The sequence below is a fragment of the Bartonella sp. OT172YNZD genome (genome assembly GCF_042193725.1).
Lineage (GTDB): Bacteria > Pseudomonadota > Alphaproteobacteria > Rhizobiales > Rhizobiaceae > Bartonella > Bartonella grahamii_A.
Map to the genome: position 1 here is coordinate 1 of NZ_JBHILZ010000016.1, position 17,208 is coordinate 17,208.

14 protein-coding genes are annotated in these 17,208 nt (G+C 36.1%); 5 read left to right on the top strand and 9 right to left on the bottom strand.

Features of this window, described 5'->3' with window-relative positions:
* The 7 genes from ACFIJS_RS07310 to ACFIJS_RS07340 all read right to left on the bottom strand — a co-directional run.
* Nucleotides 1-259, bottom strand: a 259-nt coding sequence (locus ACFIJS_RS07310; protein WP_375650928.1) for a hypothetical protein, incomplete at its 3' end; no start/stop codon positions are given.
* A 3,286-nt stretch (nt 260-3,545) separates the two neighbouring features.
* A complete protein-coding gene (locus ACFIJS_RS07315; RefSeq protein WP_375650929.1) occupies nt 3,546-3,797 on the bottom strand; it encodes a hypothetical protein in 252 nt (83 codons plus the stop codon).
* Between the two features lie 405 nt (nt 3,798-4,202).
* A complete protein-coding gene (locus tag ACFIJS_RS07320) occupies nt 4,203-4,355 on the bottom strand; it encodes a hypothetical protein (protein WP_375650930.1) in 153 nt (50 codons plus the stop codon).
* 452 nt (nt 4,356-4,807) lie between these two features.
* A complete protein-coding gene (locus tag ACFIJS_RS07325; RefSeq protein WP_375650932.1) occupies nt 4,808-4,972 on the bottom strand; it encodes a hypothetical protein in 165 nt (54 codons plus the stop codon).
* A gap of 29 nt (nt 4,973-5,001) precedes the next feature.
* Nucleotides 5,002-5,256 (bottom strand): hypothetical protein, encoded by a 255-nt coding sequence (locus ACFIJS_RS07330; protein ID WP_375650933.1) that lies wholly within the window; start codon nt 5,254-5,256, stop codon nt 5,002-5,004.
* A 2-nt stretch (nt 5,257-5,258) separates the two neighbouring features.
* Nucleotides 5,259-5,453 (bottom strand): hypothetical protein, encoded by a 195-nt coding sequence (locus ACFIJS_RS07335; protein ID WP_375650934.1) that lies wholly within the window; start codon nt 5,451-5,453, stop codon nt 5,259-5,261.
* Nucleotides 5,450-5,593, bottom strand: coding sequence for a hypothetical protein (locus ACFIJS_RS07340; RefSeq protein WP_375650935.1), 144 nt, complete (start codon nt 5,591-5,593; stop codon nt 5,450-5,452). The genes ACFIJS_RS07335 and ACFIJS_RS07340 overlap by 4 nt, the downstream gene beginning before the upstream one ends.
* A 1,241-nt stretch (nt 5,594-6,834) precedes the next feature.
* On the opposite strand from ACFIJS_RS07340, the gene ACFIJS_RS07345 reads away from it, so the two are divergent.
* The 3 genes from ACFIJS_RS07345 (at nt 6,835) to ACFIJS_RS07355 (ending at nt 8,186) form a co-directional block, all read left to right on the top strand.
* On the top strand, nt 6,835-7,011 hold the full coding sequence (locus ACFIJS_RS07345) for a hypothetical protein (protein ID WP_375650937.1): 177 nt from the start codon (nt 6,835-6,837) through the stop codon (nt 7,009-7,011).
* Nucleotides 7,012-7,043: 32 nt separating this feature from the next.
* Nucleotides 7,044-7,343 carry a hypothetical protein gene (locus tag ACFIJS_RS07350; protein ID WP_375650938.1) on the top strand — a complete coding sequence of 100 codons (300 nt, stop codon included), beginning with the start codon at nt 7,044-7,046 and terminating at the stop codon, nt 7,341-7,343.
* Nucleotides 7,344-7,901: 558 nt separating this feature from the next.
* Nucleotides 7,902-8,186, top strand: coding sequence for a hypothetical protein (locus tag ACFIJS_RS07355; protein ID WP_375650939.1), 285 nt, complete (start codon nt 7,902-7,904; stop codon nt 8,184-8,186).
* A 347-nt stretch (nt 8,187-8,533) separates the two neighbouring features.
* Here ACFIJS_RS07355 and ACFIJS_RS07360 read toward each other — a convergent pair whose 3' ends face one another.
* Together ACFIJS_RS07360 and ACFIJS_RS07365 are read right to left on the bottom strand one after the other, a co-directional pair.
* Nucleotides 8,534-8,803, bottom strand: coding sequence for a hypothetical protein (locus ACFIJS_RS07360; RefSeq protein ID WP_375650940.1), 270 nt, complete (start codon nt 8,801-8,803; stop codon nt 8,534-8,536).
* A 2-nt stretch (nt 8,804-8,805) separates the two neighbouring features.
* Complete coding sequence (locus ACFIJS_RS07365) at nt 8,806-9,252, bottom strand: hypothetical protein (RefSeq protein WP_375650941.1); 447 nt, start codon at nt 9,250-9,252, stop codon at nt 8,806-8,808.
* A gap of 494 nt (nt 9,253-9,746) precedes the next feature.
* Here ACFIJS_RS07365 and ACFIJS_RS07370 point away from each other — a divergent pair, with 494 nt between their 5' ends.
* Nucleotides 9,747-10,268: a transcriptional regulator gene (locus ACFIJS_RS07370; protein ID WP_375650942.1), complete on the top strand. Its 522-nt coding sequence runs from the start codon at nt 9,747-9,749 to the stop codon at nt 10,266-10,268.
* A gap of 910 nt (nt 10,269-11,178) precedes the next feature.
* Nucleotides 11,179-17,019: a Vomp family autotransporter gene (locus ACFIJS_RS07375; protein ID WP_375650943.1), complete on the top strand. Its 5,841-nt coding sequence runs from the start codon at nt 11,179-11,181 to the stop codon at nt 17,017-17,019.
* Nucleotides 17,020-17,208: the final 189 nt, after the last annotated feature.

Consider the following 17,208-nt stretch of genomic DNA (forward strand, 5'->3'; position numbering starts at 1 on the left):
AGTTAGGGATAGGTGGAAAATAAGTTAAAAGAATCAGCGGAATCAAAACTCCCGAACTTATATATAACCTATTGATTATATATAAATATAACGCTCTCTTCCTCTCCGCCATTAATTTAAAACGAACTGTCATATGCTTGATATGACATAGCTTAAAAAGCTCAGTATTTTCAGGATTTTTTACTGTTTGCAATTGACCAGTTCGGGCCAATCTATGCCTGTCATTATGTATACCTAGAAATTGCTGTTGAATTTCCATGAATTTTATATTTCTAAGCTCCTTTCCTCTCGATCTTTAGATAACCTGATTTAGCATAAACGATCTCTTCAAATATCATTAAAGGGTTTTTGCCATTATCACTAACTTCTGATAGAGCTTCAGAATTAATGGTGATCATAATGCTATTTGCAATTCCATTGATTAACGGGCTAAATGCGCTTTATCCACATGAGAGGTAACGAGCACCTCAGCTTTTCTCACGCAATGTGCTCATTTAAAATTAATGTCATGAATATTTGTACAAAATTTTTATCTATACGATACTCAAAAAAAGGCTGACGTAATATAATAATTGAATATCATTCATGCGGCGCTTTCTTTCTAAGCTTTGTATGTAAATAGATAGTCCGTGTAAAATAAATAAAGGGGCGCAAAAACCTATAAATATACACAAGACGTATAATATAGAAAATGAAAAAAATTTTCCTGCATATAAAAGCACAATAGAGAATAAAGCTGTTATGATGCGCACATTGGCATCGCCTACCAAAATTACCTCGGCCAAATTTTCACTAGGTGTGACAGCTTGAGCAATTGTTATTCCCGACATCCTAAAATAAAATTGCCCAATCCCTAATAAAAAAACCAATAATATAAAGGGAATATTGAGTAAAATTTAAATATAAAACAAAAGAGATTGCGATCACTGCAAAAGCTGGTGTTTCCCATACAAAAAAACGAATTAAAGATGGAAATTTCTGTAAATAATAGGATGAGATAAGACCATTGACCACAAAACCCAGTGCTTACAAAGCAAAAATAGAATTTTGAATAGCTGTAAATTTTATATTATCTGATGTTATAGATACAAGAACAAGTGGCAATAGAACAACAGTCCCCGTTTAGAGAAAGTTATTCGAAATACAATTAATCGTTAAAAAACGCAATGCAGAAATCCGCCAAAGGCACATAAAACCAACTCCATAAGCTTTTTGAGATGGCTTTTTAATAGCTCTTTTACTCTGTTTATTTGTTGTATAGACTTTATACGAAACTATAAGCTGACATTCAAAAGATAAATAAATACAATAGAGGCTATGGCTATTTTGTGCCCCAAATGCGTAATTATAAAATATATAAGCAATGGAGAAATAATAATAAAAAATTAACAGCAACTGGTATAAAATACAAACATACTTGCTTTTTGTTTGGGGTTTGGAACAAGCTGGTTCAAGGCACTTTTGTTATTCGGGTTATCAGCTCTCATCAAGAGAGAAAGTAAAAAAAATACAAATAAAATAAGTACCGGATTGTTCATAAATAATAAGAAAGATAATAAACAAGCGCAAATAATTTGACTATAAAACCCAATTATAAAGCCTTCATAGTGGGCCAACACATTCCCCAAACATAAGCCAGAAATTCCAATTGCGATTAAATTAACAACACACCAAAACCAAAATAAAAATATTTATTTTACTTAAGTTATTGAATATTATTTAAAAATTATAGAAGTAAAGTGATGCAAGAGTTAAAAAATTATTTAAAAGTTCAAATCCATCTACATTTTAGAGCCATCACTCATGGTAATAGCAGTTGTCATAGGTATACTAAGTATGCTTGATAACTTTTCTGCTTCATGCCTGTAGGGAGTTCCAGATAGAGATAATACTAGAATCCATCTGTAAATGCTCGATAATAAAGCTGTAAACAAAATTATTTCCTTGTTGTTTAATCCGTTAAGCTTTATCCATTATTATTCCTAAAGAATAACGTTCTTAGCGATTTTTTGTCAGGAAAAAGCTTAAATGGTATAGATTGTTTTCAGCTTTGTAAAAAGCGAATTCATATCTATCAAGATGTGCCACTAATTGATGGTTCGTTTAATATCTATCCCTCCTTCATCTATAAGTTTGAATGTAAATATTCTCCAACGTTCTATTTTGTGCTGTAAAATGCAGTTTCTAAAAAGTTTCTACGTTGGTTTGGGGCAGAGTCGGTAAACTTCATAGCCTTATCTTCCGCAGAATCTAGGGGCACATTATGGGAAGCAGGAATAAAAGAATAAAATCCTTCATGAGAAAGAATCCATTAAAGAGCGTGCAGTTTACCTATCTCCAATAGTGAGATTTTCTGTAGAAGATGCATATATGCATCCTACATCTGCTGCAATTGATTTGTGCCTTGTATTAGCAGGTAGATGCATAATATCTCCTAGTGTATAGGTTATACGTTTTTCGCTATAGAAAAATTCTAATCCTCCCTCTATAATCTAAGAGAATTTCATCGACCTTGTGAATATGCCAATCGTATTTTTTGGAAAATCCCGTTCTATCTCTATCGAGCCTTGTTTTGGCAGCATCATTTTTAATATATCATAAATATTTTTATTTAATTTAATTTTAGAAAACTTAGTCATTATCGTGCTCCATTAGATGATATGGGCAAGGTAGGGATTGAATATTATCATCTTGCAGGAAGTATTGCGTCCATTCTCTATTTGGGGGTTCGACATATTTTCCTAAAAAGAGATTTTGTTATAATATCAAAAGGTTCAGTCTTTTTTCCTACAACGAGAATGCATTTTTTGCTTTTTGTTTTGTAGCGAGAAGATCAGAAAAAATACCTAGGCTGGAAAGTTAACATAAATGTAGAACTTATTTAACTCTGTTTATATGAGATGAGGTATTGCAAACTATGAACATAGGGTCGCCATGAAAGCAGAACTCCTATAGACGATTGTCCATATTTTTTGGTATATGCTTAGGTCATTCTCGGTCGTCAAGAGCTCGCAAATCTTTAAGTATAGACCAGAATTTTCTCTATAAACTTCGATACTTTGTATGGGGGCAGGCTCCTCGAATGCAACAAAAGATATGTTCTTTCCAAAATTTTATAGTTATCGCAATAAGTTATCAGGTCTCCCATCATATTTTTTGCGGTCAACTTGTCGTAGAACCCAAATCTAAGCATATTTTTTGAGTATCCATTTACACCGGATAGGCAGGGTAAAGTCCTAATTGTGGTATTCATGGTTGCATCGAATTCTTTAAAAATGACTTGCTTTCATTTTTCATATTTATCTATATTTTCAATTATTTGCGCTGCTGAATCCATGTTTTTTCTCAATTGTTGTATTTTATAAAAAATTGCTACGAATGATCCTCTCCAAAGCTGATAATTCATCATCACTCCCGTCCCCAAATTGCTATAATAGCTCTGGGCAGGTATTTAAATCGATGTTTAGGGGTAGGGGCTCGTTTTCTTTAATAAGAGTATAAAATCAACCACATTTTCCCAAGAATGAAGCTTTTGCCATCATAAGTTAACATCCATCTTTTATAATATGACCATCGATCTCGTTGATAAGAAAGACAATACGCCCTTTTTTCTTAAAGCGACTTGGTGTTTGCGAAAACACTCCTGCAATAAGTTTAACGGAGCTTTCAAGTGAATCATCTTCATAGCAATGCGCGAACAAGGTGGGTGCAATTTCTTCGTGGAGGCGGACTCCTACTTCGATCATCACTGGACCACGAGCTGTTTGCATGATTTCCATATGCGCGCGCGGGTCCATATTCAATCCCTCGCGCGCGAATGCATTGTTTTGCATAAGAGATAAGAGAGGCATAAAGGGGGCTTGAGCATCAAGCACATCAAGGGATTCATAAACAAAAGCACTTCCATTATGAATACCTTTTTATATCATAATAAACTACATATTTTTATAGCCTCTCCATTTACAACGGTATCGACGATGTATTCCTCTCTCTTCAAGCTTTCTTGGAGCAAATAAACCTCGTTAGGTGCACCAAAAATATTTTTCTGCGTCTAGTCGATTCTAGAGGACCATGCCGCCACTTTCTCAAGGCCGGAGAAAAACAAAAACACCATCGCTTCCACCAGAATCATTCGGCTTTACCACATAGCCTCTGTAGCTTTCAAAATCATCGAGAGTACAATCGTCTTTTGTAAGAATCTTTTATCGGATGTAAGATAAACCATTTTCACAAAGGTGTTTTTGCATCGCTGCCTTTTTCCCTCGCCAATCGGTGGTTGAGGGATGATTCTCAAGGCAATCATAATAAGCCGCCGATTGTTCTGCACAATCAATGCCTCCTTTGGCACCTGCCACCACGGCCTCTATCGCGCTGATAGGAAAGCGTATCTGTTTATCTCATCTACATTATGAAGTTTTGCTTCTACCATGCCCTCTCCCTGATAAGAAAGTATATAGTGTGAAAAAGGAGCTTGTGGAGAGACAACGCCATAACAAGCATAGCCTAAATTTTTGCAAAGCAGGGATATAGAGGGCACCCGTGGAGAAAGGGTCGACAATAAGAATAGGTTTTTTCATACTTTGTTCCACTATGATAAAAGGGAAAGAACATAAATAAAGATTATCAACCCTATAAGGGGTAGAAGATGAACAGCTGCTTGACTCCCCATAAGGGCAGAGCTTGTAAGAAGACCAAGGATGACATAACCTACCGATTGGGAGAGAGTATAAAGCATATGCTGCTATAGTTTCCCACCAGCTCTGCTTGAGCCTCTGTTTTGGTCGCTTCAATCGTATGTTTGCGGGCATTAATTCGCATGGGATTCATTGAAAAGCCAATAAAAAGCAACAAACCACAGCCAAATAGGGCGATTGTGTGGTGCTGAAATAAGATCAGCCACGCTCAACATAAGGGCTGGGAGAATAAATTCAAGGCGAGGGATTTTTATAAAAGCAGCCAAAAAAGCGCCCACGCCCGCAACCGTACTTACAAAGCTCCTAATTATTCAGAGACAAAATTTTTCACATTCTGAAAAAGAATGGTTGCCAGCGTATTATAAGTGCAAATATGAAAGCCAATAGGTCCTATACAGACGTATAAAAGTTTAAGCTCACGGGAGAGTCCATCCGCTTGCGGTGTAGGTTCTGGCTTCTTATCGGTTGCAAATGGTGTGGTATCTGTAGCGTTATATTCACCGGAAAAGATGATATATCCGGCTATAAGGCTTATAATGATGTCAAACACACAAATAGCCACAATCAAACCATTATAGCCGATTTCAGCCGCTTGCCCCTTGTGGGCTGGGTTGCTTCTAAGAGATAACCACGCAGTGCTGCTCCCAAAATGTCAATTTGCACCACTGTTTGCATAATGCGGGAAGTCTTTTGGGCGCTAATATAACCACTAAGTGCTAGTTTAGTATTATAAGTCTTGAGTGTGCTTAAGGTAATCAAAGAGAGATAACCATAGAGACAGCAACAAAACCAAAGGGGGAATCAGCATAATGGAAAAGAGCAATCAATAAAAGAAGGCTATAGATAATGATCCGCCTTTTGTATAAATTGACCAACCGCAGTGAGGCTTTAATGCGCACAAGTTTACTTTTTTCAAAAGATAGGGCGTAAGGGTGCCCAAAGCCCTGGTTACGCCTAGAAAAACCGATGAGGATGTTATGCAATAAGCATTCCAAAGATTACTTAAGAATAGAACCATATCAGAAAGATATAGGAGGACAATAAGCCCATAAAACCGAAACATCAGTTGGTTGCGCACATCATCCCCCATTAAAAACACGCAGTATTATAAATCAGCACACATGTTTACAAATAATGAATACACACACATATTACTGGGCATATCAAGTTTTTTCGGTGGAAAAAATTTGAACGCTGATGTTTATGGTAGTGATAGCTTATTTTCAGGAGAATGAGTAGCGATGGAGGCTGGTATTTTTACTGCATCTCTTGCGGGTGCTTGCCAATAAGGGGAAAGCCAGGTAACGAACATAACTATGTCCTAGAGATATATTTTGCACTTTCAAGTTGATTTTATTTATACTCAAGGTTGACGTTTTGCTATTGATCGTTGTTAGATGTTGTTGTGACAACAAACTTCGTTATCTATTAGAGACATTTATGGCATTAGCACTAAGGTGTGCGGTTGTATTAAAGCCTTCACGTGGTAGTTTTTTTCATAGAGAGGTATTATTGGTTCAGTTTTAGGAGGCTTTGTTACAGCTGATTTGAACGTTATCGTTGTTTGAAGGCTTATTATAATATTCTTAGTTTCAGTTTATGAATATACTGAAAAATATAGTGAAACATTTGATTCAAACGTTTTTGCAAGGTATATTTCAATATCTCAGCGATGTTTTCCGAGAATTGCTCTGCTGCTTTTGATGGAATCGAATATCAAATGCTTATAGCGTGGCAGTGGTCTGAGAAAAGATAGAGTTGATTTCATTAGATTCCTATGTAGTGGAATTCAGTATCAGCTCTGAGGGGGGCAATGATATACTTAGAGCGAACTCATTTCTATATGCTTAAACGACGTTATAGGAGTAATCCTCAGAAATTCTACTAGAATTCTTTAGAAAATGGTAGGTTATGTAGTGTGAACAAAAAATATATTTTTTACAAATACTTTAAGTTGTCTAAAATATAACTTTATCTTAAAACTAAGTTTATATACCGCCATTTATCATAAAGTTAATAAGTTATACAAATGCGGGAGTATTGTGTTTTTCTGTTTAGAGACGAGTTAAAAAACACCTTATTAAATATTAAGAGATTTGAGACATAAAACAATTTAACTTATGGAGAGTATGTAGACAAAATGTATCTTGATAAAAAAGTTTATAATTCCATTTGGACTCCAAAGAAATTTTCTGGTTCTTTTATTGTTTTATGCGGGCTTGATGGGAGTGGCAAGACAACACAAACAAAAGAAAGTGCTCGCCATTACTCAACAGAAAAACATATAATACAAACCTTAACCCAGTTATTGGTCTAGAAATAATCCAGAAATTAGAGACTAGTTAGATAATGGAAAAGCTAATTGATCCGTTACTTTTAGCACTCTTAGTAGCGACAGATAGACGCAAATATACGCTTGAAATTACTGAACCTTCCTTAACGTCATCGCAAAATTTATTAATTAGCGATCGATATGTTTATTCTAGTCTTGCTTATTTTTATGCTCGAGAGCTTTTTGTTGAAAGTGTAGTTAAATTAATCTATTCTAATTACATTTTATCTTCATTTATCGCCCATTACTATACTGGAATGGTTGCAGAAAAGGGATGGTTTAAACTTAAAATACGAAGAAAAACTCTCTTTTATTGAAAAAGCTTATGAATTATATCAAGTTTTATCAGAAATAGATGAGTGGTTTATAACAATTGATGGCACTGCTCCTGTTTCTTTAATTCAAAGTATTGTGCTGAAGGACAGCTCATCAATACAAATGTGACCATCGATATGATTTATGAATTTGGCACTATCGTAGGTATGGACTTAAGTGGATTGATACTGTCCTATAAAGGAACAAAAGGAACTCTTTTAATAGGTGGTATATTCTTTATTATTGCTGGTTTATTTAATTTCGCAATGAAGGTACCTAAAAACCGAAGATCTAAAAATCAAAACCAGCAAAATTGGTGAGAGAATTATACAGAATCCAGCTCTTTTTACTTTATATGAGTCAGATGATTATTATGACTCTTTTGATGACTATTCCTGTTATACTCGTTTCTTATATACAAGAAGTTTTAAAAGCGGATAGCAGGGCTTTTGCTGTATTTGAAGTGCTTTATTCTATAGGCGTATTGACAGATACATTTTTTCGCCACTTTTTTATAAAATTTTGTCCATAAGGAAAACATCAGCCATTTTATTAGTTTTATGGCTATAGGCCTTGCTATTCTATCTGTTAATACACACAATTTTGTTGTTTTTCGTGTTTACTTTATGATTGGATTTGGATTTTCGAGTTGGGCTCTTTCGATTTCTTTATCACAACTCTCTTGTGATCCTGAATACCAAGGAGGATTGCAGGCAAGTTTTAATGGTATCTCTGGATGCTTGATCCTCGGAGTCTATCTCATTATGGCAAGCGATAACAGTAGCATATCACCTCAATCGATATATTTTTTCAAAGCATTGTTGCGTTTGTTGGAATACTCATAGTGCTGTTTTATAGACATGAAAAACAATAAATTACATTTAAGTGTGGTAATATACGCCATTTTATAAACATTGATGCTGCAGCATATTTCATATTTTGCTTTTAAAGGGGAATGAGAAAATGTAAAAGTTGGTGTTTAATGAAGAAAGCATAAATTGATGTACGCTAGAGAATATTCTCTATTTTTTGATAATAATCCAAAAGAATTGCTGCGTTTCTTTAATTCATTTCATTGTTGTTAAGCAGACGAAAACGCAGCACTTTAAATCTTCTTGAAAGTTTTTTTATTTAAGCGTAGTAGAAAGTAAAACGATGAGATAATATCTCATCGTACAAGGAGAGTGTTGCATTATTTTTGTTTTTTAAAATCCATATGAAAAATTGTATCAATTTCATCTTCATTGGAATGGGGATTTCTGCGACGATGCAAGGTTTGTACAATCTCTTTTTTTAAAACAGCATCTGTTTCACTTAAACGGTGAATAGTGAGTTCCAATTCAAGAGATAACGCCAAATCCACGCACAATTTAAGTTCTTCTCCAATGTCGAAACCGCGTTGATAGTCGTGATAAAGACCAACCAGTGTATCAGATAATTCTTTATCGCATAAAGAGGTCATGCTTAATTCCTCCGCGTTGCGGTTTTCCATGCAGCTTTTTTAAGTATCACTCCACTATCATCACTTAGAATTGCCATGTATACGAACCTCATGGTTTTGTTAATTTTTTGCAAAATACGCGTTTTTAAATCAAAGTCTATTAAAGACTTTATTAATCCAGGATTTTGAAGCCCCCAATTGTAAATATGGATGGCAATGTGTTTACTACAGAACTTATAGCATTTAAAATACATTGCCAAAAGGCTTTTAATGTGCGTAGAGGAGGAGTATTCTGATGATAAACCAAACACCCTGAAATCTCTATTGCCAATTACAGCTAAATCAGTGCCATTAATATATAAAATAAGCAAACATGGTTTGTAAACGTCTAACTTTTTAATAACGAGTGATAATCTTATTTTTTGTAGAATACCAATTATTTTGCCTATTTTATATTGATTTTTAGACATTGATAAACTTTTTACCTTATAAAAACCTATGGGAAATGCATTTGCATATTTTTGTAATAAGATTTCAGTGGTATATTGCACAGCATGAAATGAAGAGAATCGTATTAGGCTTTTGCTTCTGAAAGAATATGACTAGGACTTTTGAGAAAGCAGTTGGCAAGAATTGGCTTGGCGTGCAACTCTGATAGAGTTGGCAGTGGCGTATTTAGTTTTTTCATTGGGCTGTGTCAAAATGTTTTTAACTCTGGAAAATAGCCTCTGATAGGCTTGAGTTTTGCCAAGGTTATATTACAGGGGCGCAGCTCAGCAAAATGCCGCGGCGATTGCATTTTTTCTGTGATTGTTATAAATTTCGCTCCTGCTTAAACGGATGCTGTAACATCCATTTTTGTGGGGTTATGTATGTGATAACTGCTCTTCTTAAGGGGCAGTAACGATAGATATAAATCAATATAATTATTTAATCAGCAATTATATTAATTTTGGAGCGTTTTTTGGCTCGTCCGGAAGCAAAACCTAAAACTAAGTTGGCAAAATGTTTTCGTGAAGTGCATCCCGCTTTTGGTTTTACAGAGCGTAAGCAGTTTGCTGAACATCTTGGTATCACTGCTGGTTCTATAGGAACTTATGAAACTGGTATAAGTGAGCTTATAGCTTCTGCGCTTATAGCTTCTGCGTTCTCCAAATATCAAGAAATTTGTAGTGTTTCATTAGATTGGCTTGTAACGGGCAATGGCGAGATGTTTTCAGATATAGCGAAGGCGAAAGCAGCTGGTTTTAAACCGCAAGCGATTCCTGCTGGGCTGGTGAAAAAGCTTGGACATTTAATTTATACGATCTATCATGATGCAAAAATAGACCTTTCTCCTGAAGATGTTGCGGAATTAGCAGCAGAGCTTTATGGAAAATTGCAAGAGCTTACTAAAAACCTCAATGATATGGAAGAAGTTGAAGCCACTTTGCCACTTTTAAAATTGCATTTAAAGCGTAAAATCGAATCTGAAAACCACATCTAGAAACGTCATAAGATACGAATGAAAAGCCTTTTTTAAAAATAAAACTTTTTTGATTTTTTATTGTATAAATAAGTTTGAAATAAGAAAATCTCACGATTTTTTGGTTTCTTATTCAACATGAAAAATTATCATTGTAAATTAATGTATTGCTCTAATAAAGATAAAACTTCTTATAAAAAGAATTACAGTTAGTAATACAAAAAAATTTATACAACAGTGAAAATACAATAACGATGTTTTTTTCCTATAGAAGGATAACAGACATATAAGAGAGAAGAACAAAAGACTATTTATAGGTGCGCTTTGTCTTTTATGAAGATGATGAGATGAGCACGTTGAAACTTTTTACAGAGCGTGCATCATTATATTAAGAAAGATTTTTTTCAAAGATATGTATCATATATTGAAACAGCTTACCTCGCAGAAAAGAGTGAGGTCATTATGATAATCGTCTTCCATTACATTATGCTATAAGTTAAAAAGAATCATAAATTTGTGCTTCTAAGAACAGCTAATTTATTGAGAAGTATTTTTGTAAATTTATAAAAAATTATTTTTACACTCTTGCCATTCTTCTGAGGCGCTTTACTTAAAAAGTAGAATTGCTCTTTAGTGAAACTATTTTTGTTAAGAGATAAATCGCAGTGTTTTGAATGGAGATTACATTATTTTTTCAAAGTCTTGTGTTTTTATTTATTTTTTAGCTTGAATCCCTCTAGCTAAAAGGGTTGGGGACTTTTCTAGATTCGATGTTGTTGCAAAGATTTTAGGGTGATGCCGTAATAAATAGCGGTGTCAATGGAAGGGTTTTGTCTTGATTTATTGGTTTTTGAAGTGCGCAAACTAAGGGGTTTGCCATATGTATTTTCACGCGTTGTGATGATGTTGAACTCTGTTGGAGGAGGTTCTTATGAAAAAAAAATATTCCACACCAAATTTAATTAAAGCTGTCTCGTTTAGCGCGGCAATGGCTACACTCTTATCGAGTGTTTCTCCTGTTTTTGCTGCCAATCTTGCAATAGTAGGAGGGACGAGTCAAAGTACACCTGGTCCTAATGTGGTATATCCATATGGTAGTCATGGGAGTGTTGTTTTATCTGGTGATGATGATTATTGTGGTGTAGATAATGTTATTGGACGTGGAGGAAAGCAACAAGAGGGGAGTGCTGATAAAATAACTGCAGAAGAGCAGTATAATAGATTTATAAACGATCAAGCTTTTCAAAATCGTTATCCTTATGGCACGACTACTGAAAAAGAGGCTTGGGTTAGTGAGGGGATTACGAATGGCTCTGGTGGCTCTGGTGGTTATATGTCAGCATTTACTACTGGTGGTACTGCTAACGCTATGCCTGAGGCTTATGGTGTTTATTCTTTTGCTACCGGTTGTGGTTCTTCTGCAATAGGGAATTATTCAACGGCATTTGGTGCTGGTGCAACCGCAAAAGCTGGTGGAGCACAAGCTTTTGGTGTTTCTGCACTTGCAGCTGGAAAAGCAAGTGTTGCTATGGGTATGGGATCAGAAGCATCGGGAGAGTCTACGGTTGCTATTGGTGGACTTGCAACCGCTTCTGGTAAAAATAGCGTTACTTTAGGGACTAAGACAAAAGCAGAAAAGAATTATGCAATTGCTATAGGTTCAGAAGCGGAAGCTTTGGGGTCAGGTTCTATTGCAATAGGGAGCAGGGACTCTGACAGAACTCCAGAGGCTAGCAGAAAAGTAACAGCAAAGGGAGAAAACGCGATTGCTATAGGTACGCATACCTATGCTGAAACGGAAGATTCAGTTGCTATTGGTGCAAACGCACATGTAATTGTTGTTGATGGTGTTGCTGTAGGGGGGGGATCTGTCTCTGATAGAGAAAAGGGTGATTTTGGTTATGACCCTTATCTAAATGGCCCGACGACAGATAGCCGTATAGCATGGAAAAGCACTGCAGGGGCTTTTAGTATTGGTGAAGTTGATGGTAAAGATGGTCAAAGCCAGCTAACGCGGCAGATTACAGGAGTTGCAGCTGGATCGAAAGATACGGATGCGGTAAACGTGGCGCAACTAAAAGCTATGAGAGATGTCATAGCAGGGGGAGGGGGCTGGAAACTTTCTGCTAATGATACAGATCTTACAGACGTGAATCCAGGCAATATAATAGATTTTTCAACGAGCAATACCAACTTAACGATTGCAAAAAACACTGCAGAGAATAAGCATAAAATCCAATTTACTTTGAGTGATACTCTTGAATTGACCAGAGTCACTACAGGAACAACTATTATGAGTAATGATGGCTTTATGTTTGTTGATGGTAATGGTCCAAAAATGTCTGTTGATGGTATTTCTGCTGGCAATAAAAAGATTACAGGAGTAGCAGATGGAGAAACTGATGCTGATGCTGTAAATTATGCACAGCTAAAAGCTGTAAAAGACGCAGCTCAAACGAGTTGGAAACTTTCTGTCAACAGTGGAAATACTACGACTGTAGGCCGAGATGATACGCTAAATTTGCAATCAGATGGTGAGGAAGGCAACAAGAATATCAAGATTACAAAAGATGATAATTACAATGTAATATTTGATTTGGCTGATAATATTAAAGTAACGAGTGTTACTTCAGGAAGAAGCGTTATGAGTGATGACGGCTTTCTGTTTACTGGAGGGGGGCCAAGAATAACTTTTGAAGGTATTGAAGCTGGCAATAAAAGAATTGCAAAAGTGGCAGCGGGGGAGGAGGATAGCGATGCAGTTAACTTTGCACAGCTGAATGAGGTAAAAGGATTGATATCGAAAGCAGGAAGCTGGATACTTTCTGTTAATGGTAAAGGTGCTACGACTGTTGGTCCAAACGATGTTGTAAATTTGCAATCAGCTGGTGATGAAGATAACCAGAATATCCACATTACCAAAAACGATGACAACACTGTAGAATTTGGTTTGGCTGATGATATTCAGGTAATGACTGTCACAACAGGAGAAAGCGTTATGAGTGCTGTTGGCTTTGGGTTTGAAGGTGGTAATGGGCCGAGCATAACTGTTAATGGCATTCATGCTGGTGATAAAACGATTAAAGGAGTAGCAGCAGGGGAAGAAGATACCGATGCTGTAAATTATAAACAGTTGAAAGATGTAAAAACACTTGCAGAACAAGGTTGGAAACTTTCTGTTGATGGTAACAATGCTACAGATGTTAAAGCTGGGAATACAGTAGATATTGTTGCGGGTGCGAGTGAGGATGGAAGCAAAAATATTAAAATTGAAAAAGACAATAATAAAGTCACATTTTCTTTAAATGATAATCTTAAATTGACGAGTGTCACTACAGGCAGAAGCATTATGAGTGATGATGGCTTTGGGTTTGAAGGTAATAAGGGACCCAGAATTGCTTTTGATGGTATTGATGCTGGCAATGAAAAAATCACAAAAGTAGCTCAAGCAGAAGACGATACCGATGCAGTAAATTATAAGCAGTTAAAAGACTTTACAGCAGGGATGGCAACAGGCTGGAAGCTTTCTGTCAATGGTGAGGAAGCTACAGATGTTAAAGCTGGTAGTACGGTGAATTTTGTTGCAGTTAAGCAGAAAGACGATGATAATAATGAGAGTGAGAATACAAATGTAAAAATTGTCAAAAGTGAAGGCAATAACGTATCCTTTGATTTAAGCGAATATATTAAAGTTGGTCGTGTAGAAACAGGGGATAGCAGAATGAGTAATGCTGGCTTCATGATCAAGGACGGTCCAAACATGACCAAGGGTGGTATCTATGCTGCCAATACAAAAATTACAGGAGTACAAAAGGGTACTAATGAGAATGATGCCGTAAATGTTTCACAGCTGAATGAAATAAAGGATCAAATAGCAGATAATAGTCTTGTTAAGTGGGATGAGGGCGAAAAGCTTATTACCATTGGTGCGCAAAAAGATGGCATCGAAATCAATGTTGCAAATAATGATGACGAAAATCGAATTATTTCTGGTGTTGCAGTTGGAAAAGTCAGTTCCGATTCAACAGAAGCAATAAATGGTCATCAGCTTTTCAATTATGCTGATAATATTTCAAAATATTTGGGCGGTGAGACAGATGTAATTGATGGCTTCAAACCGACTTTTACTGTTCAGGATACAAAACACGACAATGTAACTGATGCTTTCGCGGCTGTTGATGCTTCTATCACGGATATTTACACGCAGATTAACAATGCAACAGGCAATAGTCTTGTTCAATGGGATGAGGGCGAAAAGCTTATTACCATTGGTAAAGAAAAAGACGGGACAAAAATTGATATCACAGGTACTGATGGAGGGCGGATCATTGCAGGTGTCAAAGATGGTGAAATTTCTGAAAGTTCAACAGAAGCAATAAATGGTAGTCAGATTAATAAGATATCTGGAGATATTGCGAATTTCTTTGGTGGGAATGCAGCATTTGAAAATGGCGTCTTTGTAGGTCCAAATTATAATTTATCTACAGTTTCTGCAGACGGTAATGTCGTTCAGAAGACTTTTTACAATGTTGGTGAGGCTCTTGAAGGACTTGATGTCAATATCAAAAATGTCAATAAACATATACAATATGTAGACAATAAATTTGATAAGTTGTCTCAAGATGCTTTACTTTGGAATGATGGTAAACAAGCATTTTCTGCGCATCATGAAAAAGACGGACGTAAAACAGATAGTAAGATTACCGACCTTTTGAATGGCGATATTTCAGAAGAATCAACAGATGCAATAAATGGTTCCCAACTCTATGCGATGGGCGATAAGATTGCAAATTATTTTGGCGGTGGTGCTAGTTATGAGGATGGAGAGTGGATAGAGCCTACTTTCATAGTTTCTCGACGTAATGAAAGCGGTGATATTGTTGTGAAACAATACCATAATGTCTCTGATGCTTTTGCGGGTGTCGATAATTCTATCACGGATATCTATAATCAGATTAATAATGTGACAGAGAATAGTCTTGTTAAACAAGAGGGAGGTGTGTCAGCGCCTGTTACCATAGGTAAGGATACAGCTGGTACTGAGATCAATGTTGCAGGCATTGGCAAGATAGCACGCAAGATTTCTGGTGTTAAGGCAGCAGAGAAGGGTGATGAAGCTGTTAACAAAGATCAACTTGATAAAAGCATAAAGGATATTACTAAAGATATTGAGACAGCAACTGCTGCTGCGGTTCTCTATGATAAGAATGACGATGATAGTGTTAATTATGGTAGTGTAACTTTGGGCGGTGATAAGAACAACGGACCAGTTGCTCTTCATAACGTGAAAAATGGCAGCATTTCTGAAAATTCCCACGATGCAATCAATGGTAGTCAGATTAATAAAATATCAGCAGATATTGCAAAGTTTTTTGGTGGTGGTGCAAAGTTTATTAACGGTGCTTTTGAAGGGCTGAAATATACTTTATCGGCTATTGTAGAGGGTGAGGTCGGGCAGGCTAATTTTTATGACGTTGGTTCAGCTTTAACAGGTCTTGATAAAAATGTTCAAGATGTGAATCAACGCTTAACAAATGTATCTAATGAGTTTAATCAGAAAATTGAAGGTATCTCTAAAGATGCTTTACTGTGGGATGAAGAAGAAGAAGCATTTGTTGCACATCATGAAAAAGATGGGCAGAAGACAAAGAGCAAATTGAAATATCTTTTAGATGGTGAGATTGCGGATGGTTCAACGGATGCCATTACGGGTAACCAGCTTTATTTCATGAGCAACCAGCTTGCTAATTATTTCGGTGGCGGTGCTAAATATGAGAATGGCAAATGGACAGATCCTACTTTTAAGATTGTTCAAGTCAATGCTGATGGTACGACTGTTGAGAAAGAGCACCATAATGTCGCTGATGCTTTTGGTGACGTCAATAAAAATATGTCAAATATTAATAACCGTATTGATGATGTCATCAACAAGGTCGATTCAGATGCTTTAAAGTGGAATGATAAAGAAAAAGCCTATGATGCTGGTCGCGATGGTAAGCCGAATAAAATTATCAATGTAGCTGATGGTAAAATTGCAGAAGGTTCGAAAGATGCAGTTAATGGTGGACAACTTTGGGAGACCAATGAACGTGTCACTGGTGTTGAAAAAGATGTTAAGCATCTTACCAACAGAGTTGATAACATTTCCAATACGATTGCTGATATTGGTGATACAGTTCTCAATATTGATAATAAAGTTAACGATATTGCTGAGGACGCTGTTCGTTATGACAGAGATGAAGATGGCAAAAAAACCAATAAAATCACATTAGCGGGCGGCGATCCTGGTGAACCTGTTATAATTGATAATGTAGCTGATGGTAAAATTGAAAAAGGTTCGAAAGAAGCTGTAAATGGTGGTCAACTCCATGACTATACTAAAGAACAGATGAAGATTATTCTCGATGAATCGAAGCAGTATACAGATCAACGGGTTAATAATATTGTGATTGATGCGATTGATGATGCTGTTGATCAGGCTAAGCAATATACAGATATGAAGTTTGATGTTTTAAACTATAGTATTGAGAATGTGAAAAAAGAGGCAAGACAAGCAGCTGCGATTGGTTTAGCAGTGTCTAACTTACGCTACAATGATACGCCTGGAAAATTAAGCGTTGGATTTGGTAGTGGTTTATGGCGTAGCCAATCTGCATTTGCCTTTGGTGCAGGTTACACTTCAGAAAATGGAAAATATCGCTCTAACATATCCGCAACAACTTCTGGAGGTCACTGGGGTATAGGTGCAGGATTCAACATGACATTGAACTGATAATAAACAAAATACATAAAAATCCCGTTTCACCCCTGTCTCATGAGGCAGGGGTGAATTGTTTTTACATATGTAAATATATATTGATAAGGGCTATAATGATAAACACAGGTTTAAAAAACAAAAAACCATACAATTTCACCAAAGTGAAACTTCTTATTTCAAAATAAGATAATGAGTTTTTTCATA